Origin of the sequence: Bradyrhizobium sp. SZCCHNR1051 (genome assembly GCF_032489615.1) — a bacterium.
In the GTDB taxonomy this organism is placed as follows: domain Bacteria; phylum Pseudomonadota; class Alphaproteobacteria; order Rhizobiales; family Xanthobacteraceae; genus Bradyrhizobium.
In genome coordinates this window covers 314,425-338,115 of the sequence record NZ_JAUEYJ010000001.1, presented here as the reverse complement: position 1 = coordinate 338,115, position 23,691 = coordinate 314,425, and the positions used below count along the sequence as shown (strand labels likewise).

General features: G+C 66.1%; 21 protein-coding genes. 11 read left to right on the top strand and 10 right to left on the bottom strand.

From position 1 onward, the window contains the following. Nucleotides 1–77 precede the first annotated feature (77 nt). From bamA to lpxB, 6 genes are all read left to right on the top strand, one after another. Nucleotides 78–2,642 (top strand): outer membrane protein assembly factor BamA, encoded by a 2,565-nt coding sequence (gene bamA, locus QW868_RS01495; RefSeq protein WP_316229765.1) that lies wholly within the window; start codon nucleotides 78–80, stop codon nucleotides 2,640–2,642. Between the two features lie 117 nt (nucleotides 2,643–2,759). Further along, on the top strand, nucleotides 2,760–3,827 hold the full coding sequence (gene lpxD / locus QW868_RS01490) for a UDP-3-O-(3-hydroxymyristoyl)glucosamine N-acyltransferase (RefSeq protein WP_316229764.1): 1,068 nt from the start codon (nucleotides 2,760–2,762) through the stop codon (nucleotides 3,825–3,827). Further along, entirely contained in the window at nucleotides 3,827–4,285 is a 459-nt protein-coding gene (gene fabZ / locus QW868_RS01485; RefSeq protein ID WP_284418776.1) for a 3-hydroxyacyl-ACP dehydratase FabZ, read from the top strand. Before lpxD ends, fabZ begins: the two co-directional genes overlap by 1 nt. Before the next feature lie 29 nt (nucleotides 4,286–4,314). Further along, nucleotides 4,315–5,124 carry an acyl-ACP--UDP-N-acetylglucosamine O-acyltransferase gene (gene lpxA / locus QW868_RS01480; RefSeq protein ID WP_316229763.1) on the top strand — a complete coding sequence of 270 codons (810 nt, stop codon included), beginning with the start codon at nucleotides 4,315–4,317 and terminating at the stop codon, nucleotides 5,122–5,124. Nucleotides 5,125–5,129: 5 nt separating this feature from the next. Next, nucleotides 5,130–5,987 carry an LpxI family protein gene (locus QW868_RS01475; protein WP_315738319.1) on the top strand — a complete coding sequence of 286 codons (858 nt, stop codon included), beginning with the start codon at nucleotides 5,130–5,132 and terminating at the stop codon, nucleotides 5,985–5,987. Between the two features lie 26 nt (nucleotides 5,988–6,013). Next, on the top strand, nucleotides 6,014–7,171 hold the full coding sequence (gene lpxB, locus QW868_RS01470; protein ID WP_315738225.1) for a lipid-A-disaccharide synthase: 1,158 nt from the start codon (nucleotides 6,014–6,016) through the stop codon (nucleotides 7,169–7,171). On the opposite strand, the gene QW868_RS01465 is transcribed toward lpxB, so the two are convergent. After that, complete coding sequence (locus QW868_RS01465) at nucleotides 7,172–8,410, bottom strand: GAF domain-containing sensor histidine kinase (protein WP_316160044.1); 1,239 nt, start codon at nucleotides 8,408–8,410, stop codon at nucleotides 7,172–7,174. A gap of 136 nt (nucleotides 8,411–8,546) precedes the next feature. Here QW868_RS01465 and QW868_RS01460 point away from each other — a divergent pair, with 136 nt between their 5' ends. Further along, a complete protein-coding gene (locus QW868_RS01460) occupies nucleotides 8,547–8,912 on the top strand; it encodes a response regulator (protein WP_316229762.1) in 366 nt (121 codons plus the stop codon). A 120-nt stretch (nucleotides 8,913–9,032) separates the two neighbouring features. Here QW868_RS01460 and gltA read toward each other — a convergent pair whose 3' ends face one another. Both gltA and gltX read right to left on the bottom strand, forming a co-directional pair. After that, nucleotides 9,033–10,337, bottom strand: a complete 1,305-nt coding sequence (gene gltA, locus QW868_RS01455; RefSeq protein ID WP_315738222.1) for a citrate synthase — start codon at nucleotides 10,335–10,337, stop codon at nucleotides 9,033–9,035. Nucleotides 10,338–10,640: 303 nt separating this feature from the next. Beyond that, a complete protein-coding gene (gltX, locus tag QW868_RS01450; protein WP_316229761.1) occupies nucleotides 10,641–12,065 on the bottom strand; it encodes a glutamate--tRNA ligase in 1,425 nt (474 codons plus the stop codon). 136 nt (nucleotides 12,066–12,201) lie between these two features. Here gltX and QW868_RS01445 point away from each other — a divergent pair, with 136 nt between their 5' ends. Next, on the top strand, nucleotides 12,202–13,890 hold the full coding sequence (locus tag QW868_RS01445) for a glutamine--tRNA ligase/YqeY domain fusion protein (RefSeq protein WP_316229760.1): 1,689 nt from the start codon (nucleotides 12,202–12,204) through the stop codon (nucleotides 13,888–13,890). A 21-nt stretch (nucleotides 13,891–13,911) separates the two neighbouring features. Here the strand turns inward: QW868_RS01445 and QW868_RS01440 are convergent, their stop codons facing one another. After that, nucleotides 13,912–14,124 (bottom strand): hypothetical protein, encoded by a 213-nt coding sequence (locus tag QW868_RS01440; protein ID WP_315738219.1) that lies wholly within the window; start codon nucleotides 14,122–14,124, stop codon nucleotides 13,912–13,914. A 139-nt stretch (nucleotides 14,125–14,263) separates the two neighbouring features. On the opposite strand from QW868_RS01440, the gene QW868_RS01435 reads away from it, so the two are divergent. Then, the gene (locus QW868_RS01435) at nucleotides 14,264–16,555 is read left to right on the top strand and encodes a ComEC/Rec2 family competence protein (protein ID WP_316229759.1); all 2,292 of its coding nucleotides are present in this window, start codon (nucleotides 14,264–14,266) and stop codon (nucleotides 16,553–16,555) included. Here the strand turns inward: QW868_RS01435 and QW868_RS01430 are convergent. From QW868_RS01430 to QW868_RS01405, 6 genes are all read right to left on the bottom strand, one after another. Then, entirely contained in the window at nucleotides 16,510–16,728 is a 219-nt protein-coding gene (locus tag QW868_RS01430; protein WP_316229803.1) for a hypothetical protein, read from the bottom strand. The genes QW868_RS01435 and QW868_RS01430 overlap by 46 nt on opposite strands. 223 nt (nucleotides 16,729–16,951) lie before the next feature. Then, nucleotides 16,952–17,392, bottom strand: coding sequence for a hypothetical protein (locus tag QW868_RS01425; RefSeq protein ID WP_315775027.1), 441 nt, complete (start codon nucleotides 17,390–17,392; stop codon nucleotides 16,952–16,954). A 259-nt stretch (nucleotides 17,393–17,651) separates the two neighbouring features. Then, nucleotides 17,652–18,350: a transcriptional repressor LexA gene (gene lexA / locus QW868_RS01420; protein WP_172109545.1), complete on the bottom strand. Its 699-nt coding sequence runs from the start codon at nucleotides 18,348–18,350 to the stop codon at nucleotides 17,652–17,654. A gap of 206 nt (nucleotides 18,351–18,556) precedes the next feature. After that, on the bottom strand, nucleotides 18,557–19,768 hold the full coding sequence (gene glp / locus QW868_RS01415; RefSeq protein WP_316229758.1) for a gephyrin-like molybdotransferase Glp: 1,212 nt from the start codon (nucleotides 19,766–19,768) through the stop codon (nucleotides 18,557–18,559). Nucleotides 19,769–19,899: 131 nt separating this feature from the next. Next, the gene (locus tag QW868_RS01410; protein WP_316176374.1) at nucleotides 19,900–20,709 is read right to left on the bottom strand and encodes an alpha/beta hydrolase; all 810 of its coding nucleotides are present in this window, start codon (nucleotides 20,707–20,709) and stop codon (nucleotides 19,900–19,902) included. An 8-nt stretch (nucleotides 20,710–20,717) separates the two neighbouring features. Beyond that, entirely contained in the window at nucleotides 20,718–21,671 is a 954-nt protein-coding gene (locus QW868_RS01405) for a LysR family transcriptional regulator (protein ID WP_315738214.1), read from the bottom strand. 84 nt (nucleotides 21,672–21,755) lie between these two features. On the opposite strand from QW868_RS01405, the gene QW868_RS01400 reads away from it, so the two are divergent. Together QW868_RS01400 and QW868_RS01395 are read left to right on the top strand one after the other, a co-directional pair. Next, nucleotides 21,756–22,688, top strand: a complete 933-nt coding sequence (locus tag QW868_RS01400; RefSeq protein ID WP_316160047.1) for an MBL fold metallo-hydrolase — start codon at nucleotides 21,756–21,758, stop codon at nucleotides 22,686–22,688. Nucleotides 22,689–22,700: 12 nt separating this feature from the next. Further along, nucleotides 22,701–23,690 carry an alpha/beta hydrolase gene (locus tag QW868_RS01395; protein WP_315780181.1) on the top strand — a complete coding sequence of 330 codons (990 nt, stop codon included), beginning with the start codon at nucleotides 22,701–22,703 and terminating at the stop codon, nucleotides 23,688–23,690. Nucleotide 23,691: the final 1 nt, after the last annotated feature.

Below are 23,691 nucleotides of genomic sequence, written 5' to 3'. Positions count from 1 at the left end.
CAAGCGAACGACAAATGGGAATCTGTCGGGTTCGTAGGGGTACGGAACCGGCAACGGAATATAAGGGCGCGTAGCGCATGAAGTTCGGATTGCGGGTGCGGGGGGGCTTGGCGGCCGCCTTTATCATGTTCGCCGGACCGGTGGCTTTGCCGCTGGCGAGCGTGGTTCTTTCGTCGCCAGCTGCGGCTCAGACGGTCAACTCGATCGAAGTGGTCGGTAACCGCCGCGTCGAGCTGGAGACCATCCGCTCGTACTTCAAGCCAGGCCCCGGCGGGACGCTCGACGCCGGCCGGGTCGACGACGGCCTCAAGGCGCTGATCGAGACCGGCCTGTTCTCCGACGTGAAGATCAATCGCCAGGGTGGGCGCCTGATCGTCACGGTCGTCGAGAACCCGGTGATCGGCCGCGTCGCGTTCGAGGGCAACAAGAAGGTCAAGGACGAGCAGCTCCAGGCGGAAGTGCAGTCGAAGCCGCGCGGCACGCTGTCGCGTCCGATGGTGCAGTCCGACGCCCAGCGCATCGCGGAGATTTACCGCCGCTCGGGCCGTTACGACGTGCGCGTCACGCCGGAAATGATCGAGCAGCCGAACAACCGCGTCGACCTGATCTTCACGGTCGAGGAAGGTGCCAAGACCGGCGTGAAGTCGATCGAGTTCGTCGGCAACAACGCCTTCTCGTCCTATCGCCTCAAGGACGTCATCAAGACCCGCGAGACCAACCTCCTGAGCTTCCTCGGCTCGGGCGACGTCTACGATCCGGACCGTGTCGAGGCCGACCGCGACCTCATTCGCCGCTTCTATCTGAAGAACGGCTATGCCGACGTACAGGTCGTGGCTGCGCTCAGCGAGTACGATCCGGAGCGCAAGGGCTTCCTCGTGACCTTCAAGATCGAGGAAGGCCAGCAGTACCGGGTCGGTTCGGTCGACTTCCAGTCGTCGATCGCAACGCTCGACGCCACCACGCTGCGGGGCTATTCGCGCGTCAGCGTCGGTTCGCTCTACAACGTCGAGAACATCGAGAAGTCGGTCGAGGAAATGCAGATCGAGGCCTCGCGGCGCGGCTACGCGTTCGCGGTGGTCCGTCCGCGCGGCGATCGCAACTTCGAGGCCCACACCGTGTCGGTCGTGTTCGCCGTCGACGAGGGCCCGCGCACCTATATCGAGCGCATCAACATTCGCGGCAACACCCGCACCCGTGACTACGTCATTCGCCGCGAGTTCGACATCTCCGAGGGCGACGCCTACAATCGCGCCCTGGTCGACCGTGCCGAGCGCCGCCTTAAGAACCTCGACTTCTTCAAGGACGTGAAGATCGTGACCGAGCCGGGCTCTTCGAGCGACCGCGTGGTCCTGAACGTCATCCTGGAAGAGAAGTCGACCGGCGACTTCTCGATCTCCGGCGGTTATTCGACCACAGACGGTGCGCTTGCCGAGGTCTCGATCTCCGAGCGCAACTTCCTCGGCCGCGGCCTGTTCGCCAAGGCGTCGGTGACCTACGGCCAGTTCGCCCGCGGCTACTCGCTGTCCTTCGTCGAGCCGTATCTGCTCGACTACCGGGTCGCGCTGGGCCTCGACCTCTACCAGCGCCAGCAGCTCGCCAACAACTTCATCTCCTACGGCACCAAGACGCTCGGCTTCAGCCCGCGCCTCGGCTTCCAGTTGCGTGAAGACCTGTCGCTGCAACTGCGCTACTCGATCTACCGTCAGGAGATCTCGCTGCCGGCGACGCTGTCGGACTGTAACAACGTCGCGGCCGGAAGCATGATCGGCAACCGCTTCGTGCCGTTCAGCCCGACTCCGGCGTTCATCAACACGCCGACGGCCCAGGGTGGTTTGGGCGGAGTCGATCCGACCGGCAACAACGGCCTGGGCTGCTTCGCCAACGGTGAGGCCTCGCTGCCTGTCCGCCAGGAACTGGCGAACGGCGCGACGCTGACCTCGGCACTCGGCTACACGCTGAACTACAACACGCTCGACAACAACAAGAACCCGACCGACGGCCTCTTGGTCGACTTCAAGCAGGACTTCGCGGGCGTCGGCGGCGACGTGTCGTACCTGAAGACCGCGTTCGATGCGAAGTACTTCACCCCGCTGGTGTCGGACATCGTCAGCATCGTCCACCTCCAGGGCGGCATCCTGAACAAGATCGGCAATACGCAGCTGCGCATGCTCGATCACTTCCAGATGGGTCCGAACCTGGTTCGTGGCTTCGCTCCGAACGGCATTGGTCCGCGCGATATCAATCCGTTCGGCACGCAGGACGCGCTGGGCGGCACCAAGTACTGGGGCGCTTCGCTCGAACTGCAGATGCCGTTCTGGTTCCTGCCCAAGGAGACGGGCCTGAAGGGTGCCGTTTACGCCGACGCTGGCGGCCTGTGGGGCTATCAGGGGCCGACGTCCTGGGCTGCGACGGGCGAGGTTAATACCCCCGGCTGTATCAAGCCGACGCGCAACCCGAACAACGCCGGCACCTGCCTTGGTCTGCAGTTCGATGACCAGAACAAGGTTCGGACCTCGGTCGGCGTGGGTCTGGTGTGGGCGTCGCCGTTCGGTCCGCTGCGCTTCGACTACGCGATCCCGCTCACCAAGGGTCAGTTCGACCGGACGCAGGAATTCCGGTTCGGCGGCGGTACCTCGTTCTGAGCCTGGGCCGATCGAATCCGGGTTGGCATCGACCAACCCCGCCGGTGTAAGAGATGGGAGCTCGGTTCCGGGACACCGGAACCGGGCTCTGACTTTTTGTCTTGAGAGTACGACGGAATGGCCCAGCCGACCTTCTTCCAATCGCCGCCGCCCACGACCCTGGCGGCGATCGCCGCCGCCGCCAAGGCCACCCTGGTCGACCCATCCCGCGGCGAGCAGGTCGTCAAGGGACTGGCGTCGCTCGACGAGGCCGGTCCGATGCATCTGGCATTCTTCGACAACCTCAAATACGCCGACCAGCTCGCCGGGACCAAAGCGGGCGCCTGCCTGGTCAGTCCGCGATTCGAGGCGCGCGTGCCGTCCCATGTCGCAGTGCTTCGCGCCAATCAGCCGTTCCGCGCCTTCGTGCAGCTCGCGCGTGAGTTCCATGCCGACGCACTGCGGCCGCAGCCTTGGTTCGGCGACGACGGAATCTCGCCCCAAGCCATCATCGATCCCACCGCGCGCCTGGAGGACGGCGTCATCGTCGAGCCGGCGGCGGTGGTCGGCGCTCATGTCGAGATCGGCTCGGGGACCATCGTTGGTGCGGGTGCCGTGATTGGCCCCCACGTCAAGATCGGTCGCGACTGCAATGTCGGCGCCCGCACCGTCATTCAGTGCGCGCTGATCGGCAATGACGTTCTGATCCATCCCGGCTGCAGCATCGGCCAGGACGGCTACGGCTTCATCTTCTTCGGCGCGGACGGGCACACCAAGGTGCCGCAGACCGGGCGGGTTCTGATCCAGAACCATGTCGAGGTCGGCGCCGGCACGACGATCGACCGGGGCAGCCTGCGCGACACGGTCATCGGCGAAGGCACCAAGATCGACAACCAGGTGCAGATTGGCCACAATGTCACAATCGGGCGGCATTGCCTGCTGGCGGCCCAGATCGGGCTGGCAGGAAGTCTCACGATCGGCGACAACGTCGCGCTTGGGGCGAAGGTTGGCATCAACAATCACCTGACGATCGGCGATGGTGCGCAGGTGACCGCGATGAGCGGCGTCAAGGACGACATTCCGCCGAACGGCCGGTGGGGCGGTTTCTTCGCCAAGCCGACCAAGCAGTGGTTCCGCGAGATCGTTGCGGTGGAACGGCTGGTGCGGGATTCGACCGCGACGAACAGGGACGAGGGACGGGAGTGATGGAGGAGTCACCCATCAGGTTTGCGGACGTCGACATCAACGAGATTCTCAAGACGCTGCCGCACCGTTATCCATTTCTCCTGATCGACCGCGTGAAGAACATCCGGGCCGACTACAGCGGCATCGGCGTCAAGAACGTGTCGATCGGCGAGCCCTGCTTCCAGGGGCACTTTCCGGAGCGGCCGGTCTATCCGGGCGTGCTGATGATCGAGGGCATGGCCCAGACCGCCGGCGTGATCGGCATCAAGTCGGTCGAGGGCACGGAAAAGCCGCGCGCGGTGTATTTCCTCACCATCGACAAGTGCAAGTTCCGCAAGCCGGTGCTGCCGGGCCAGACCATCGAGTACCACATGCGCTCGATCGGCCGGCGCAAGACGATGTGGTGGTTCCACGGCGATGCCAAGGTCGACGGCGTCGTCGTCGCCGAGGCCGATGTCGGCGCGATGCTGACCGACTGACGGGCTGGTAGAAAGTTGATTGCGTCGAAATGAGCAAGATCGATCCCACCGCACGCGTCGAGGATGGCGCCGTCATCGGTGAGGGGACCGTGATCGGTCCTTACTGCATCGTCGGCCCCAACGTCGTGATCGGGGCCAACTGCAGGCTGATCAGCCACGTCCAGATCATGGGCCACACCACGCTCGGCGATGACAACGTGATCTCGCCCTTCGTCGTGCTCGGCGGTGCGCCGCAGGATCTTAGCTACCGCGGCGAGCCGCATCGGCTCGAGATCGGCTCCGGCTGCACCTTCCGCGAAGGCGTGACGATGAACATCGGCACCACGAAGGGCGGCGGCCTGACCAAGGTCGGCAATGCCGGGTTCTTCATGAACAATGCCCATGTCGCCCACGATTGCGTCGTCGGCGACAACGTGATCTTCGCGACCTCGGCCACACTCGGCGGCCATGTCGAGGTCGGCGATTCCGTCTACATCGGCGGTCTCTCGGCGGTGCATCAGTTCACCCGCATCGGCCATGGCGTGATGGTCGGCGGCGTCTGCGGCGTGCGCGGCGATATCATTCCGTATGGCCTCGCCAACGGTCAGTATGCCGCCCTCGAAGGCCTCAACGTGATCGGCATGAAGCGCCGCAAGTTCACCCGCGAGCGCCTCGCCACGGTGCGTGCCTTCTACCAGAAGCTGTTCCACGGTCCCGGCGTGTTCGCCGACCGCCTCGCGGCGGTGCGGCCGCTCGCCGGCGAGGATCCCGCCATTGCCGAGATCCTCGCCTTCATCGACGGCGGTCGACATCGCGCCTTGTGCCTGCCCGAGATCGGCAGGCCGACGATCGAGCCTTGAGCGCGATGGGGACGCCGGCCGCCGAGACCACGCCGCCGATCGGCATGATCGCCGCGGGCGGGGTGCTGCCCTTTGCGGTCGCCGACGAGATCGTCGCGCGCGGCCGGACGCCGGTGCTGTTCGCCCTGAAGGGCATCTGCGATCCGAAGCCGCTGGCGCGTTTCCGGCATCACTGGATCGGCCTCGGCCAGCTCGGCAACGCCTTGAAGCTGCTCAAGGCCGAGGGTGTCCGTGACCTGATGTTCATCGGCAATCTCGTTCGTCCGGCGGTGTCGGAGATCCGTTTCGATTGGGGGACGCTGCGCGAGCTGCCCTACATCTGGTCGGCCTTTCGTGGCGGCGACGATCATCTGCTGTCCGGCGTTGGCCGCATCTTCGAGCGCCACGGCTTTCACATGATCGGCGTCAAGGACGTCGCCCCCAATCTGCTCGTGCCCGAAGGGCGGCTGACGCGGAGCGGGCCCAACGATCTGGTGACCGGTGACATCGCCAAGGGGCTCGCCGTGCTGCGCGCGATGGCGCCGTTCGATGTCGGGCAGGCGGTGGTCGTGATCGACGGCCACGTCGTTGCGCTCGAGGACATCGAGGGCACCGACGGGCTGCTGGCCCGCGTGGCGCGGCTGCGTGCCGATCGCCGTATTCGTGCTGCGGCCGGGCGCGGCGTGCTGGTGAAGGCGCCCAAGGCCGGCCAGGATCTTCGCTACGATCTGCCGACCATCGGCCCGCGCACCGTCGAGGGGCTTTCAGCCGCGGGTCTCGCCGGAGTCGCCGTCGCGGCCGCCTATACGCTGCTCGCCGATCCCCAGGAGACAGTGGCTGCCGCCGATCGGGCAGGCGTGTTCATCACGGGCGTCACTGCGTGACGGCGCGGCCTCTGGCAGGCGCGGCCATGCGCAGGATCTGCCTGGTCGCGACCGAAGAGTCCGGGGATCGCCTCGGCGCCAGCCTGATGAAGGTGCTGCGCCAGCGGCTCGGCGACGGCGTCGAATTCTCCGGCGTCGGCGGCCGCGGCATGACACGCGAGGGGCTCGCCTCGCTGTTTCCGATCGAGGAGCTCTCGATCGTCGGCTTCGCGGCGGTGCTGAAGCAACTGCCCAAGATCCTCCGCCTGATCCGCGGCACGGTTGACGCGATCGTTGCGGCCCAGCCCGACGTGCTCGTCATCATCGACAGTCCCGACTTCACCCAGCGCGTGGCGAAGCGGGTTCACGCGCGCGATCCCGAGATTCCGATCGTGAACTACGTCGCACCGACCGTATGGGCGTGGCGTCCGGGCCGGGCGGGCGCGATGCGCGGCTACGTCGATCACGTGCTGGGCTTGCTGCCGTTCGAGCCGGAGGCGTTCCGAAGGCTCAATGGTCCGCCCTGCACCTATGTCGGCCATCCCCTGATCGAGCAGCTCGCCAGCCTGCGCCCCAATGCGGCAGAGCAGGCGCGCCGAGATGCCGACCCTCCCGTTCTGCTGGTGCTTCCTGGCAGCCGGCGCAGTGAGGTCGCTCGCCACATCGCCGTGTTCGGCGAGACATTGGCGCGGCTGCGCGCCCAAAACCTGGCCTTCGAAGCCGTGCTGCCCACCACCCCGCATCTCGAAGCCGCGGTGCGGGCCGGAGTCGCAAACTGGCCGCTCGTTCCGGAGATCGTCACGGGCGAGGCCGAGAAGCGGGCAGCCTTCAGGCGCGCGCGCGCCGCGCTCGCCAAGTCCGGCACGGTAACCCTGGAGCTCGCGCTGTCCGGCGTGCCGATGGTGACCGCGTATCGCGTCGGCGAGATCGAGGCGTTCATTCTCCGGCGAGTCGTCAACGTGCAATCGGTCATTCTCGCCAATCTTGTGATCGGCGAGAACGTCATTCCGGAGTTCCTTCAGGAAGCCTGCACGGCCGACAATCTCGCGCCCGTTCTCGCCGATCTCCTGGGCGACGGTCCGATACGAGCGCGCCAGGTCGAGGCATTCGATCGGCTCGACGCGATCATGTCCACGGGCGCGGCCTCGCCGAGCGTGCGCGCGGCCGACATCGTGCTGGCGACGATGCGCAGCGGGCGGCGCTGATCAGGCCTGAAGCGGCATCTTGAATTCGAAGGTCGTTCTGTCCTCGGTCGAGGTGGCCTGCAGCGTGCCGTCATGCGCTCGCGCAATCTCGGAAGCGATGTAGAGTCCAAGCCCGAGACCATGCTGGCTTGGACGCTCGCCGCGCATATAGGGCTTGAACAGATTCTGCATCGCCTTGTCCGAGATCGGCGGCCCGTGATTGGTGACATCCAGCACGAAACAGCCCTCGCTCGTCGTTGCGGAGACCTGGATCGGCTTGTCCTTGTCGCCGTAGGAGATGGCATTGCCGAGCAGGTTGGAGAACAATTGTCCGATCTTGCTGCGGTCGCATTTGACCGGCTCCGCGATGTCGATGTGGGTCTCGATCTCATGGTCGGGCCAGGCCAGCCGGATCTCGGAGACGACCTGCTCGATCACCGGCGCCAGCGGTTGCCGCGCGTCGGGCTTGATCGTCAGGCCGCCGCCGAGGCGCCCCCGGGCGAAATCCATGATGTTGTCGACCAGTCCGGCCATGCGCATGACTGATTTCTGAATCATGGAAATGATCTCGGGCGCTCTGGCGCTGTCCTGGTTGCGCAGCAGCACGCGCATTCCGGCGTCGATCGAGGCCAGCGGATTGCGGAGGTCATGGCCGAGAACGCCGATGAATTGCTCTCTCAGCTCGGCGGTCCGGCGCTCGTCGAGCAGATCGGCCTCGGTGATCTTGAGCCGTTGCTCGATCGAAAACCTGCTCTTCTCGCTGAGGCCGAGGCTGGCCTGACTGAGCGCGAAGCGCTGATGAAGCTCCAGCTGGGCCGCGATCAACTCCCCGAACAGCTGAAACGTGCTGACGATTTCGGGCCGGTCCAGCTCGCGCGGCGCTGGATCGATCGCACACAGGGTGCCCCAGATGGTCCCGTCGGACAGGGTGATCGGAGCGGAGATGTAGCTGCGAAAGCCGTAGAGCTTTGGCGTCGGGTGATCGCGAAACATGTGATCCGTCTCGACGTCACCGATGACGACAGCTTCGCCTCGCTCCCGGACCTCGCTGCAGATCGTCGTCTTGACGCGCAGCTCGCCGCCCTCTTTCAGGCCGAAATTGATGTCGTCGCGGACCGCACAACAGACCCATCGATCCGAGGTCACGCGCGCGACCGCAACGAATCCCATCCCGGTGATCCTGCTCACCGAGTCCAGAATTTTGGGAACGGCGTCGAGCTGCTGGACAGCATGGACGTCCGGGTTGGGATTGGTCGTCATCGTATGCTCGAGCTGGTCCCCGATCCAGGATGCAAGTCGTGTCTTCAATTTGCACCGTTCAACGCATTGAGCCCCGGAACGTTCGCCGGAACAAAATGATCGTCGTGCGATTGAATGACATTGGACAGGAGACAGAGTGTCCCGCGTTCGGCTCACAAGAAAAACAGTTCTGGTCGTTGAGGACGAGGGGCTGATCCGCGCCAACGCTGTCGACATGATCAGAGACCTCGGTTTCGAAGTCATCGAGGCCGTTGACGCCGATCAGGCCATTTCGCTTCTCGAGCGATGTGACCGTGTATCGGTCGTTTTCACGGATATCCAAATGCCCGGTTCGATGGACGGCCTTCGGTTGGTCGCCGTCATCAGGGACCGCTGGCCCCCGGTTGCGCTCCTGGTGACGTCAGGTCAGGTGACCCCTTCGGAATTGCCGTCGGGCGCGCGCTTCCTTGCCAAGCCATATGGGGCCGAGCAGCTCAGGTCTCATCTCGAGGCGCTGGCCTGATGCACTCCCGACTGGTGCCGCGAGTTAGAAAGGTGCTCAGAAAGGTGCGACCTCACAAACGAAACGGCGCCGTCGGGATCGACGGCGCCGTTCGAGAGCGGAATTGCGCTGCGGTGCGGCTCAGCCGCGCTTGTCCATGTCGACATAGTTGCGCGTCGTGACGCCGGTGTAGAGCTGGCGCGGACGGCCGATCTTCTGTTGCGGATCCTCGATCATCTCGCTCCACTGGCTGATCCAGCCGACGGTGCGGGCGACGGCGAACAGCACCGTGAACATCGACACCGGGAAGCCCATCGCCTTCAGGGTGATGCCCGAGTAGAAGTCGACGTTCGGATAGAGCTTGCGCTCGATGAAGTACTGATCGCTGAGCGCGATCTTCTCGAGCTCCATCGCGACCTTGAGCATCTGATCGTCGGCGTGGCCCGTCTCCTTGAGCACCGCGTGACACATCTTCTGCATGATCTTGGCGCGCGGGTCGTAGTTCTTGTAGACGCGATGGCCGAAGCCCATCAGGCGCACGTCGCTGTTCTTGTCCTTCACCTTGGCGATGAAGTCCGGAATCTTGTCGACGGTGCCGATCTCGGCCAGCATGTTCAGCGCCGCCTCGTTGGCGCCGCCATGCGCCGGACCCCACAGGCAGGCGATGCCGGCGGCGATGCAGGCAAACGGGTTGGCGCCCGAGGAGCCGGCGATGCGCACCGTCGAGGTCGAGGCGTTCTGCTCGTGATCGGCGTGCAGGATGAAGATCTTGTCGAGCGCGTCGGCGAGAACCGGGTTCGGCTTGTACTCCTCGCACGGCACCGCGAAGCACATGTTCAGGAAGTTCTCGGCGAAGGAGAGCGAGTTCTTCGGATAAACGAAGGGCTGGCCGATGGTGTATTTGTAGGCCATCGCCGCCAGGGTCGGGATCTTCGCGATCATCCGCATCGACGCGATCATACGCTGCTTCGGATCGTTGATGTCGGTGGAGTCGTGATAGAATGCGGCGAGCGCGCCCACCGAAGCGACCATGACCGCCATCGGATGCGCGTCACGGCGGAAGCCGTGGAAGAAGCGCGACATCTGCTCGTGCACCATCGTGTGATGGGTCACGCGATAGTCGAAATCCTGCTTCTGGGCCTTGGTCGGAAGCTCCCCGTACAGCAGCAGATAGCAGGTTTCCAGGAAGTCGCCCTTCTCGGCGAGCTGCTCGATCGGGTAGCCGCGGTATTCCAGGACGCCGGCGTCGCCGTCGATATAGGTGATCTTGGACTGGCAGCTGCCGGTCGAGGTGAAGCCGGGGTCATAGGTGAACATCCCGGTCTGGGCGTAGAGCTTGCCGATGTCGATGACGTCGGGACCCACGGTGCCGCTCAGGATCGGAAGATCGAAATTCTTGTTGCCGACGGTGAGGGTCGCGGTCTTGCTTGCGGATTTTGCGTCCATCGTTTGTCCCCGATGAGATCGTTAGGCTTGGCCCTTGTTCTTTTTGAGAGATGGCAGGGCAGGTGGACTTTATCTAGTGCGGTGGCTTTGACATTCGCGTCACTGTCGCTGCCAACAGCTTAAGCGAAGGTCAAATCCGAAACCGTACTGGAATCTTATACTTACTAGTGTCCTTCGGCCCTAACATCCGTCAACGAGCCCGCCGCAACGTATGAAGAATGTCCGAGCCGGGAAAACCAGTGGGTGCCGCGCAAATGCGTATCGTATTGCCCTGTGCGCTGCAAGATGGGGAGCAATGCGACCTTATGAGGTGGTCTGGTCCTCGAGACGGCCCAAGGATTCATCACGCCCCAGGATCGCCAGAACGTCGAAAATACCGGGTGAGGTGGTTCGGCCGGTGAGCGCCGCGCGCAGCGGCTGCGCCACCGCGCCCAGCTTGAGATTGTTGGCTTCAGCAAACGCACGCAGCGCGGCTTCCGTGGCCGGTCCGCTCCAGGACTCGACAGCGGCCAGCGCCTGATGCAGCCGGCCGATCAAGGCACGGCTGTCCGGCGTCAGCAGGGCGGCGGCCTTGGCGTCGATCGGAAGCGGCCGGTCGGCAAAGATGAAGGCGGCGCCGTCGATCAGCTCCAAGAGCGTCTTGGCGCGCTCCTTGAGGCTGGGCATCGCCTGAGTGAGCTGCGCGCGCGTGGCGTCGTTGAGCTTGGCCTTGAGAGCCGCGCCGTTCGGCACGTAATTCAGCACGTCCTCGAACTGGCGCACCAGCGCCGCATCGTCGCTGTGGCGGATGTAGTGGCCGTTGAGGTTTTCGAGCTTGGCGAAGTCGAACCGCGCCGCCGAGCGGCCGATCGCCGGCAGGTCGAACGCCTTGATCATCTCCTCGGTCGAGAAGATCTCCTGGTCGCCATGGCTCCAGCCGAGCCGCACCAGGTAATTGCGCAGTGCCGACGGCAAATATCCCATCGCACGGTAGGCGTCGACGCCGAGCGCGCCGTGGCGCTTCGACAGCTTCGAGCCGTCCGGCCCGTGAATCAGCGGGATGTGCGACATCGACGGCACCGTCCAGCCGAGCGCATCGTAGATCTGCTTCTGGCGCGCGGCGTTGATCAGATGGTCGTCGCCGCGGATGACGTGGGTGACGCCCATGTCGTGGTCGTCGACGACCACCGCCAGCATGTAGGTCGGATTGCCATCGCCTCGCAGCAGCACGAGGTCGTCGAGGTTCTCGTTCTGCCAGACCACGCGGCCCTGGACCTGATCCTCGATCACGGTCTCGCCGGTCAGCGGCGCGCGCAGCCGGATCGTCGGCTTGACGCCGTCGGGCGCCTCCTTGGGATCGCGGTCGCGCCACATGCCGTCGTAGAGCCGGGTGCGGCCTTCCGCGCGCGCCTTCTCGCGCATCGCGGCCAGCTCCTCGGCGGTGGCATAGCAGCGATACGCCATGCCGCTGGCGAGCAGTTGCTCGGCGACCTCGCGATGGCGCGCGGCGCGGCTATATTGGTAGATGACCTCGCCGTCCCAATCGAGCTCGAGCCATTTCAGGCCGTCCAGGATGGCGTCGATGGCCGCGGTGGTCGAGCGCTCACGGTCGGTGTCCTCGATCCGCAGCAGCATCTTGCCGCCGCGGCCCCGCGCATACAGCCAGTTGAACAGGGCCGTCCGGGCGCCTCCGATGTGGAGAAAGCCGGTCGGGGAGGGGGCAAAGCGCGTGACGATCGGGGAGGTCATGGGCGGCAGCACGAAATCCAGGCAGGGGCTATGAAGGGCGGGGGGTGTATAGCAGGCCTATCGCATAACTAAAGCCTTCCTTGGGGGAAGCGGATTTGGCAGATAGGCTGCCAAATTCCGGAGCAGGATATTCTTGATGACCACGACGACAGACACGGCGACGACGGCAGAGGCAGGGCGCGACTTCATCCGCGACATCGTCCAGGCCGATCTCGACAGCGGCAGGCACAAGACGATCGTCACCCGGTTCCCGCCGGAGCCGAACGGCTACCTGCATATCGGCCATGCCAAGTCGATCGGTCTCAACTTCGGCATTGCCCAGGAGTTCGGCGGCCGCTGCAATCTGCGCTTCGATGACACCAATCCGACCAAGGAAGAGCAGGAATATATCGATTCCATCCAGGCCGACGTGCGCTGGCTCGGCTATGACTGGGGCGACAACCTGTTCTTCGCTTCGGATTATTTCGAGCGGCTCTACGATTGGGCGGAAGGGCTGATCAAGGCCGGGCTCGCCTATGTCGACGACCAGTCGCAGGAGGAGATCCGCCTGTCGCGCGGCACGCTCACCGAGCCCGGCAAGAACAGCCCGTTCCGCGACCGCACGGTCGAGGAGAATCTCGACCTGTTCCGGCGCATGAAGGCCGGCGAATTCCCGAACGGCGCGCGCGTGCTGCGCGCCAAGATCGACATGGCCGCCGGCAACATCAACCTGCGCGACCCCGTGCTGTACCGGATCATGCACGCCCATCACCCGCGCACCGGCGACGCCTGGAAGATCTATCCGAGCTACGACTACGCCCACGGGCAGTCGGACGCGATCGAGGGCGTGACGCACTCGATCTGCACGCTCGAGTTCGAGGACCACCGGCCGCTCTACGATTGGTTCCTGGACAAGCTGCCGGTGCCGTCGCATCCGCACCAGTACGAGTTCGCGCGGCTCAACCTGACCTACACGCTGCTGTCGAAGCGCGTGCTGACGCGGCTGGTGCAGGACGGCCATGTCTCAGGCTGGAACGATCCACGCATGCCGACCATCGCCGGCCTGAAGCGGCGCGGCGTGCCGCCGGCTGCGGTGCGCGAGTTCATCAAGCGCATCGGCATCGCCAAGGCCAACAGCATCGTCGACGTCGGCATGCTCGAATTCTGCATTCGTGAGGAGCTGAACCGCACGGCGCTGCGTCGGATGGCCGTGCTGCGGCCGCTGAAGGTGGTGATCGAGAATTATCCGGAAGGCCAGGTCGAGGAGCTCGAGGCGATCAACCACCCCGACGATCCCGCAGCCGGCACGCGCAGGATCGCCTTCGGCCGCGAGCTCTATATCGAGCAGGACGACTTCATGGAGAACCCGCCGAAGAAGTTCTTCCGGCTGTCGCCGGGCAACGAGGTGCGGCTGCGCTACGCCTATTTCATCAAGTGCCGCGACGTCATCAAGAACGACGCCGGCGAGATCGTCGAGTTGCGCTGTACCTATGATCCGGCGACCAAGGGCGGCAACGCGCCGGATGGACGCAAGGTCAAGGCGACGATGCACTGGCTGCCCGCTGCGCAGTCGCTGACCGCCGAGATCCGCCTCTACAACCAGCTGTTCGCCAATCCGAGCCCCAATGCGGCCGACTTCACCGCCGATCTCAATCCCAACTCGCTCGAGGTCCTGACCGACGCGCTCATCGAGCCGGCGATCGCCGAGAGCAATTCGGACGCACCGATGCAGTTCGAGCGCCAGGGCTACTTCGTCCGCGATACGGATTCGACGCCCGACAAGCTCGTGTTCAACCGCACCATCGGCCTGCGCGACACCTTTGCGAAGGAGGTCGCGAAGGGATGAGATGGGGATCGCAGCCGCAGCTCAATTGATCGCTGCGAGGCCGGCCTCGGTCAGCGTTGGTACGCCATCGCTGACCTCGACCAAGCCGCGCTCCGCGAGGAGCGAGAGATCATCGTCGGCGACGGGGGAGAGCGTGAGCCGGTGGGCCTTGATGTCCCGCAACGTCCAGCGCAGGTGGATCGCCGTGTCGAGCGCGAGGTCGGCAAAGGGATCGTCATTGTCATGGTGGTCCATACCCGCATAAGCCCGTGCGGTGCCGAAAGTTCCAATGACGTTCCCGGCACCGGGATTGGATTCTCGTTCCGTTCCGCTAGTCGGATTCCCCGTGGTTTCGCTAGCCTCCATGCCCGTGAAGTAACGGGTGGTGTGGGCAATGGCGGAGCCGGTCAGGCCGCCGGGAGGGCGTCGCGGGATCGCGGGCGCGATGGCCGATGTCTGGCCGCCGCGCGGCGCGCTGGCCGGCGGCTGGCCCGCGATCGGGGCCGGCGCGTCGTCGGCATTCGCCGCCCGCCTGAAGAGCTGGGCGGTCGAGGAGGCCGGGGCGGGCCGGCTGCTGCCCTGGGTGCCGGTGGCGTTCGGGGCCGGCATCGCGCTGTACTTCACCGCCGATCACGAGCCGGTGCTCTGGATCGCCGCCACCACCGCGGCGCTGCTCTGCATCGTCGCCATCATGATGCGGCGGCATCGGATGTTTCCGGTTGCCGTGATGCTCGCAGCTGCAGCGTGCGGCTTTGCCGCGGCGACCATCAAGACCGCGCGTGTCGCACATCCGGTGCTGGCGCGGCCGCTGTACTCCGTGGCGCTGTCCGGCTTCGTCGAGGCGCGCGACGTCCGCGAGCGCAGCGATCGGATCGTGCTGCGGGTGACGTCGATGGAGAGCCCGCGCAACGCCGTCACCATCGCGCGTGTCAGGCTCGCGGTGCGTAAGGGCACGGCGCCCGAGGTCGGCAGCTTCGTGCAGCTCAAGGCGCGGCTGCTGCCGCCGATGGCCCCGGTGCGGCCGGGATCCTACGACTTCGCGCGCGACATGTTCTTCCAGGGCATCGGCGCCTCCGGCTTCGTGATGGGCGCGATCACGACGGCGACGCCGCCGCAGGCCGCCGGCTTCGGCCTGGGCTATGCGGCGGCCATGCAGGGTCTGCGCGATGCGATCGACGCACGCATCCGTGCCCGCCTGACGGGCGATGAGCGCGCCATCGCCACCGCGCTGCTGACCGGCCGGCGCGACGCCATCACGCCCGATGTCAACGATGCGATGTTCGTCTCCGGCCTCGGCCACGTGCTGTCGATCTCAGGCTATCACATGGCCGTCGTCGCCGGCGTCGTGTTCTTCGCCGTGCGCGCGCTGCTTGCGCTGATCCCCGGCCTCACTATCAGCCATCCGATCAAGAAATGGGCGGCCGCGGCGGCGCTGGTCGCGGCGGCGTTCTACCTGCTGCTGTCGGGCGCGGAGGTCGCGACGCAGAGATCGTTCTTCATGACGGCCGTGGTGCTGATCGCGGTCATGGTCGATCGCCGCGCCGTCACCTTCCGCACGCTCGCGGTCGCGGCGATGATCGTGCTGATCGCGGCACCCGAAGCGCTGGTGCATCCGAGCTTCCAGATGTCGTTCGCGGCGACGCTCGGCCTGGTCGCGCTGGTGCAGTTCGGCCTGCCCAAACTGTTTGCGACGCCGGACAGCTCCACGACGCAGCGCATCGCGCTGTGGGGCGGCCGCGAGCTCGCGATGCTGCTGCTGGCCTCGCTGATCGCGGGGCTTGCGACCACGCCCTATGCCGCGTTCCACTTCCATCGCGTCACGCCCTATGGCGTGCTCGCCAATCTCGCGGCGATGCCGGTGGTTTCGGTGCTGGTGATGCCCGCCGGACTGCTCGGCCTGCTGGCGGCGCCGTTCGGGCTCGACGGTCCCTGGTGGACGCTGATGGGCCTCGGCATCGACTGGATGATCGCGGTGACGCGCTGGGTGGCGGCGCTGCCCGGCGCGGTCGGGCGCATCCCGGGCTTCGGCATCGGACCGCTGATCCTGGCCAGCCTCGGCGTCATCCTGATCGGCCTGCTGCGCACACCGCTGCGTTGGTCGGGCGCCGTCGGGCTCGTGGTGGCCACCGCGTGGGCCGCCACGACGCCGCTGCCCGACGTCCTGATCGCCGGCGACGGGCGCGCGGTGGCGGTGCGCGGCCGTGACGGACGCCTGCATGTGATGCGCACCGGCAAGGACGTGTTCGCCACCAAGGAGTGGCTCGCGGCCGACGCCGATGCCCGGCTGCCGGCGGATTCATCGCTCGCCGATGGCGTCTCCTGCGACGAGGCGGGCTGCGTGGTCGCGATGGCCGACGGCCGATTCGCCGCCTTGACCCTGCGCGCCGAGGCGCTCGACGATGATTGCGCCCGTGCCGCGCTGATCGTCACCGCGCGCGCCGCGCCGTCATCCTGCGCGGCGGCCGTCATCGATCGCCAGCGCCTGCAGCAGCAGGGCGCCTTGATGCTGGTGCAGCGGGGCACCGGCTTCTCCGTCACGCCGGTGCGCGCTGGCGGCACCGACCGCCCGTGGTGGCCGGCGCCCGCCGAGGCCGGCGAGTTCGACACGACGCTGACGCCGCGTGCGCCGGTGTCGCGGCTTCAGGACGCGACGCCGCCGGAGACGGAGCAGGGCGAGCAGGATTGAGCGCCGGACAGCTCGAACGTGCTGAGATGATACAACGTGCTGAGATGATACTCGGTGTCGTCGGGTCCATCGAACAGCGAGGGACCTTCGACCAGCGTGAACGCAGCGCCCGGATATCGTTGCCAGACGGCGACGTCATCAACCGTGACCGTTAGCCATCCGAACGGAAGCATGTAGCGGCCGGGCTCGGTGATCCGGTCGGCCTTGTTCCAATCGATCTTGTTGACCGCGGCGGCAAGCTCCCCCGGCACACAATGCCGGCCGAGGGATGTCGTTCCTATTCGATGCGATGCCGGAGCGTGAGGTTCGCCCGAAAGGACCTTGCGCTTGCAGAAACCAAATCTCCCCCGGCCGAAAGCTCGCTCATGACCGAGAGAAATGCGGACGCGCAGGCGCTCAGGTGATGCTGATGCGGCGAATCGGTGTGGCCTGCGAAGCCGGAACGTCCTCCGCCATGCCCGGGCGGCGCTCGGCCGGCTGCTTGCTGACCGGCAATTGTAGCACGGTGACGCGCTGGCCCTCGCAGAGCTGGGTCACCAGCACGTGGCGGCCGTCGGCGAATTCGATCGCGTCGTGATGGCGATCGGGGATGTGCGTCTCGATGCTGTTGAACTTCGCGACGCGCTCGCGGATCGTCCGGGTCCAGAGCCAGCGGCTGTCGTAGCGGACGTCCTCGACAAATGCCAACTCGGTGCCGGGCAGCATGCAGACGGCGACGGTCGGCTCGCTCTCGAGGGCGAAGCCGCGGGTGGCGGTGCCGCGAAACGTCGTCGAGATCAACGTCTCGCCGACCTTGGCGGGACGGGACGCAACCGCATGGAGGCTGTAGTCACACATCGGATCGCTCCTCGTTGAGAGATAGCCGACCCACGCTCCCCCCGGACAGGCGCAGGCCTCTATCAGAGTGGACATCGATGGTGATGTTAGCGCGCGCTTCACGGCAATTCTGCGCTGATCTGCACCGCGTGCGCCCGCGGGCGATCACAAGCGTTTGAGCATGCCGCGCTGCACATCCTGAGGTGCATTCGCGCGTGACCAATTTCGATCGGCGGCGAAGCGCGTGCGCCCGTCGCCGATCGACCGATCGCGTCCGCGATCAGTACTTGCGATACAGCCCGACCAGCTTGCCTTGGATCTTCACCCGGTTCGGCGGCAGGATGCGCACCTCGTAGGCGGTGTTGGCCGGCTCCAGCGCGATCGATGCGCCGCGGCGGCGGAAGCGCTTCAACGTCGCTTCCTCATCGTCGATCAGCGCTACCACGATGTCGCCGGTGTCGGCGGTCTCGTTGCGCTGGATCAGCGCCATGTCGCCGTCGAGGATGCCGGCATCGACCATGGAGTCGCCGCGCACCTCGAGCGCATAGTGATCGCCGTTGCCGAGCATGTCGGCGGGCACGCTGATGGTGTGGCTGCGCGTCTGTAGCGCCTCGATCGGGGTACCGGCGGCGATGCGGCCCATCACCGGCACCGCGACGGGGCGCTCGCCATCGTCCAGCGCGGGAGTGCTGGTGCGCACCTTGCCGAGATTGCCCTCGATCACCGATGGGGTGAAGCCGCGGCGGTTGTTGGCGGCCTGTGACAGCTCGGGCAGCTTGATCACCTCGATCGCGCGGGCGCGGTTGGGCAGCCGGCGGATGAAGCCGCGCTCCTCGAGCGCCGTGATCAGGCGATGAATGCCGGACTTCGAGCGCAGATCGAGCGCATCCTTCATCTCGTCGAAGGACGGCGGCACGCCGGCTTCCTTGAGCCGCTCGTTGATGAACCGCAGAAGTTCGTACTGTTTGCGCGTCAGCATCTCGACCTGGTCCCCAGTTTGTTGTCGTCCGAGTCCAGGAGCTGCGCCTTGAGCACAAACCGGCTGAGAGCGCCTTGGAGTCGGACCATCATCGCGTCGCCCGCAACATACTAAAAACAAATCATGAACGGACACTATATGTTCGATGTGTGTTCCGCAATCCTTAAATTGTAGTGAACGGACCGGGCTTTGCCGGGGGAAACGGCCTAGCTCGGCAGGCGCAGGATCTCGCACGGGCTGCCGGCGGCGGCCTTCGGCGCAAACGCCCGCCGGATCACCAGCGCCTGCGAGAGCGCGAGATTGCCGAGCAGCGACGAATCCTGCTGCGTCACCGGCGTTGCGATCAGCGTGCCGTCGGCGCGCTCCTCGAGCTGCGCCCGCAGATAGTCCTCGCGCGAATCGTTGGCCCCGAGCTCGCGGCCGAGCAGGGCGGTCTCGCGTGGCATGCGAGCTTCGTCGCGGCCGAGCAGCCGCCGAATCAGCGGCACCAGGAACAGGATGGCGCAGACATAGGACGACACCGGATTGCCGGGCAGTCCGATCACCCTCATGTCACCGAGCCGTCCGTGCATCATCGGCTTGCCCGGCCGCATCGCGATCTTCCAGAACGCCATCTCGACGCCCTCGGCTTCGAGCGCCTGCTTGACGAGGTCGTGATCGCCGACCGAGGCGCCGCCGGTCGTGATCAGGATGTCGGCCTTGGCCTCGCGCGCCCGCCGGATCCCGGCGACCGTGGCCTCCATCGTATCCGCGGCGATGCCGAGATCGATCGGTGTCGCGCCCTCGCTGCGCACCAGCGCCCGCAGGGCGTAGCCGTTGGAATAGACGATCTGGCCCGGGCCGGGCGTCGAGCCCGGCATCACCAGCTCGTCGCCGGTGGCGAGCAGCGCCACCTTCGGCCGGCACCGCACCGGCAGTGCCGGATGATTCATGCTGGCCGCCAGCGACAGGTCGCGGTCGCTGAGCCGGCGGCCCGCCTTCAGCAGCACCATGCCCTGGTGGAAGTCGACGCCCGCGGGCCGAATGTGCCGGCCCTTGATCGCGGCCTCGGTGATGACGACGTGGCCATCTTCGGCGATCGTGTCCTCCTGGATCACCACCGCGTCGGCGCCCTCAGGGACAACGCCACCAGTGAAGATGCGCGCCGCCTCGCCGGGTCCGACCACGCGATCGAACGGCCGCCCCGCCGCGACCTCGCCGATCACCCTCAGCCGCACCTTGGCCTGGGCTGCGTCCGCCGCGCGCACGGCGTAGCCGTCCATCGCCGACATCGCCTCGGGCGGCTGCGTCCGCAGCGCCGCGAGGTCGCGGGCCAGGATGCGGTGATGGGCCTCGTCCAGCGTCACCAGCTCCTCGGCCAGCGGCTCGGCGCCGGCGAGCACGGCGGACAACGCATCAGACACCGGCATCAGGGCCATGAGAGTTCCTTCGGACGGAGACGGCAGATCGAATGAATCGCCTTCTAACCGAACGCGCACGGCTCGGCCAAGGGCTCAGGCCGCTTCCTGCCTTCTGATCGTCTGATGTGGGCCGCGTCCGGGCCGCTGCCTCACGATCGCGCGAGAAAGTCTGCAATCAACCGCGTGACCTCCTGCGGACGTTCCAGGCTCGGCAGGTGCGCCGTTCCGGCCAGCTCATGTCCTGACCCGTTCGGCATTGTTGCGGCGAGCAGCCTGCTTCGCTGCTGGATGTGAGGAAAGTCCAAGTCCCCCCAGATGACGAGCGATGGCGCGACGATCTCCGCGAGGCGCGGGAAGGCTGGTGCCATATCGAGAGTCGCGCCGGTTGGCGGCGCGCGGAGTGCGGCGGCGTTCTTCTTCAGGAACGTCTCGCGTGGCTCGCCGGAGATGCGTCCCTCGCGCTGCAAGGGACCGTCGACCCACAGATGCGCCTTGATAGCGCTGACCCGATCCCAATCCTGTGCGGCCTCGGCAGCGGCCAACGACGCCGTTAGCGCCTTGATCTCCGGTGGATAGACCGGCTCCGGCGCGCCGCTGATCGAAGGTGCGATCAGCACCAGCGATGCCATACGTGACGGATGGCGAAGCGCGAAGTCGAGCGCGATGCGGCCTCCTTGCGAGCAGGCAATCAGCGTCGCCGGCCGCCCCGGCGCGAACGCGTCGACGACGGCGAGCAGGTCCTCGACCGGAGAATGAGCTTCCTCATAGGCGACCGTCTCACCAAATCCGCGCCGGTCATAGGCGATCGCCATATGCGTTGCCGCGACGCCCTCGATCTGCGCGCGCCACATGGAGCGGTCGAACACTGCGGCGTGCAGGAAGACGACAGGGTCTCCCTGGCCGGCAACCTCGGCGGCGAGCCGCGCGCGGCCGGAGCAGACGTGATGCAGAGAGTTCATTTTGAATGCTATCCCGCAGCCGCACGACAGGCTGCTCGCTCGGTCGTGTGCAGGATGTCCGCCACCATGTTCCGCAGCCAGACCGATGCTGCATCACGATCGAGCTGCAGCGGCCAGACCATCGAGACGGCCGGCAGCCGCAGCTTCAACGGCGCGGGACAGAGCGTCAGCCCAAATCGCGGCCCGTAGAGCTTTGCCATCCTGGTCGGTATCGTCGTGATCACCGGTGATGCGGCGACCGTCGCCAGCACGCTGAGGAATTCCGAGGAGGCTGAGACCACGTTGAGCTCGGTCCCGATCTCATCCAGCGCCGCCTCCAGACAGCCCTGCAGGCTGTTGGTCAGCGTCACCAGCGCGTGCGGAAGCGACAGATAGTCGGCGAGGCTGATCGGCGTTTTCATCGCGATGCGCTTTGGATTGTAGACGCAGCTCAGCGCCTGCTCGAACAGGAGCTGGGATCTGTGCCGCTGTGCGACGGCGTCGAAGCAGCCGACCGCGACATCCAAGGCTCCGTCGTCGAGCAGGCGATGCACCTCGTTACGTTCGGTCGGCCGGCTGAGAAGCCGCACGCCGGGCGCCGTTCGACGGAGCACCGCGGTGAGCTCGGGGATCAGCAGCAGCTCGACCTCACTTGAAAATCCCAGGCGGATGGTGCGCTGCTCGGTCGCCGGGTCGAACTCCGGTGCGGCATGCAGCGCTGCCTGCATCTGCCCCAGCGCCGCCCGAACCGGCCCGGCGAGCACCGCAGCCTTTGGCGTCGGCTGCATGACGGCGCCGACGCGGACGAACAGCTCGTCCTGCAGCAGCACGCGAAGCGTCGACAGCGTATGGCTCATCGCAGGCTGACCCACCTTGAGGCGTGCGGCCGCGCGCGTCACGCTGCGCTCCTGCATGAGCGCGTCGAACGCGACCAGCAGATTGAGGTCGAAGGAGCGAAGATCGAAGTGATCGATGGACTGCATGAGCTGGATCGATTTGAGGAATGTATGACCTAGTCCTAGATCTCGGCCCAGACAAGACCACCGTTCGGATCGAGGCCGCCAGACATGCAGGACATCACGACCTATCGCGTCGGAGACGCCACCATCACCAGGATCTTCGAGATCGGCCTCGATGCGGTCGAGGGCGAGTTTTTGTTTCCGGGCGTAGAAGCAGACAGCATCGTTCGGGAACGAGGCCAGGTGGGGCCGGGATCGGTCGATCCGCACACGGGATCGTTGCGCCTGAGCATCCATAGCTGGCTGGTGCGGACGCCGGAGCGGGTGGTCCTGATCGACACGGCCACCGGCAATGACAAGGAGCGGCCCGGCGCAGCAGTTCTGCATCGCTTGAACGAGCCGTTTCTCGACCGGCTGCGGGCGGCCGGCGTCGCCCCTGGCGATGTCGATCTCGTCCTGATGACGCATCTGCACGCGGATCATGTGGGGTGGAATACGCAGCTTGCCGATGGCCGTTGGACGCCGGTGTTTCCGAACGCCCGGTACGTTTTCTCAGGCCGCGAGCGCGCCTATCTGGCGGCACTGTCGGCCGCTGACGGCTCGGATGCCGCGATCAGGGATGCGGCCGGTCTCGGTCGCATGCTGCATCCGCCGCTGCCAGGGGTCTACGAAGACAGCGTGCTGCCGATCGTCGAGGCCGGCCTCGCGCGTGAGATCACGGTCGATGGCAGCGAGGTCGTGGATGGCTTCCGCTATCTGCCGAGCCCTGGTCACAGCATCGATCACGCCTGCATCAGTCTCACCTCGCGCGGCGAGCGCGCGCTGTTCTGGGGCGATGTGATGCATCATCCGCTGCAGGTCGCGCGTCCGGATTGGAACTCGGTCTATTGCGAATTTCCGGATGCGGCGCGGACCTCACGCCGATGGGCGATGAACCATGCCGCCGAGACCGGCTCCCTCGTGTTCACGACCCACTTCGCCGAGTCCTCGGCCGGGCGGATCAGCCGCGACGGCGACCGGTTCGCGTGGCAGTTCGCCTGATCCGAGGTGACCATGACCGAGAACGCAACGTCCTCCTCGCGCATCGTTTCCGAGCGCCGCCTGATCGAAGGCCCGGTGTCCGATGTACAGCTTCAGCTCATCAACAAGCGCCGGCATGACGTGCAACGGTTCTCGGCCGAGCGCACGCTGGTGATGATGCACGGCGCCACCTTTTCATCCGCCAGCCTGTTCGACGTCGCGGTTGGTGGCGCCTCCTTCATGGATGTCCTGGCGCAGGCCGGCTACGATGTCTGGGCCGTCGATGCGCGCGGCTATGGCGGCTCCAGCCGGCCGCCGGAGATGTCGCGGGCGGCCGAGGAGGGATCTCCATTGGTCAATGCGCGGACCGCCGTGGACGATTTCGGCGCGGCGGTGGACTTCATCTGCCGGCATCGCGACGTCCCGCGCGCCAACGTGCTCGGCATGTCCTGGGGCGCCACCGTCGCGGGCATGCTCGCGAGCGCGGCGAGCGCGAAGCTCGAGAAGCTGATCCTGGTGACGCCGCTCTGGCTGTCCAGCGAGCCGCTGCGCATCGACGCCGGCGGACCGCTCGGCGCCTATCGGATCGTCAGCCCGCGCGCGTTCGAGGCTGCGTGGCGCGGCGCCGCTCCGGAGCAGGCGCGGGACAAGCTGATTCCGGACGGCTGGTTCGAGTCCTGGGCGGAGGCGACGCTCGCGACCGATCCGGACTCGCCGTACCCCGGCGCGATCCGCGCGCCTTCGGGCGCGGTGCAGGACGTGCGCGAGCATTGGACCGTGGACCAGCCGATCTACGATCCCAGCACGATCAACTGCCCTGTTCTCGTGCTCTCGGCGGAATGGGATGTGGACGTTCGCTTCGACGTGGCGCACGACCTGTTCGTTCGTCTCGTGAGCGCGCCGTACAAGCGCCTGGTCGAGATCGGGCAGGGCACGCACATGATCCTGATGGAGCGGAATCGACGGCAGGCGTTCGACGCGGTGATCGGATTTCTGGACGAGCGCGTCGTGCCGGCGCGTTGAT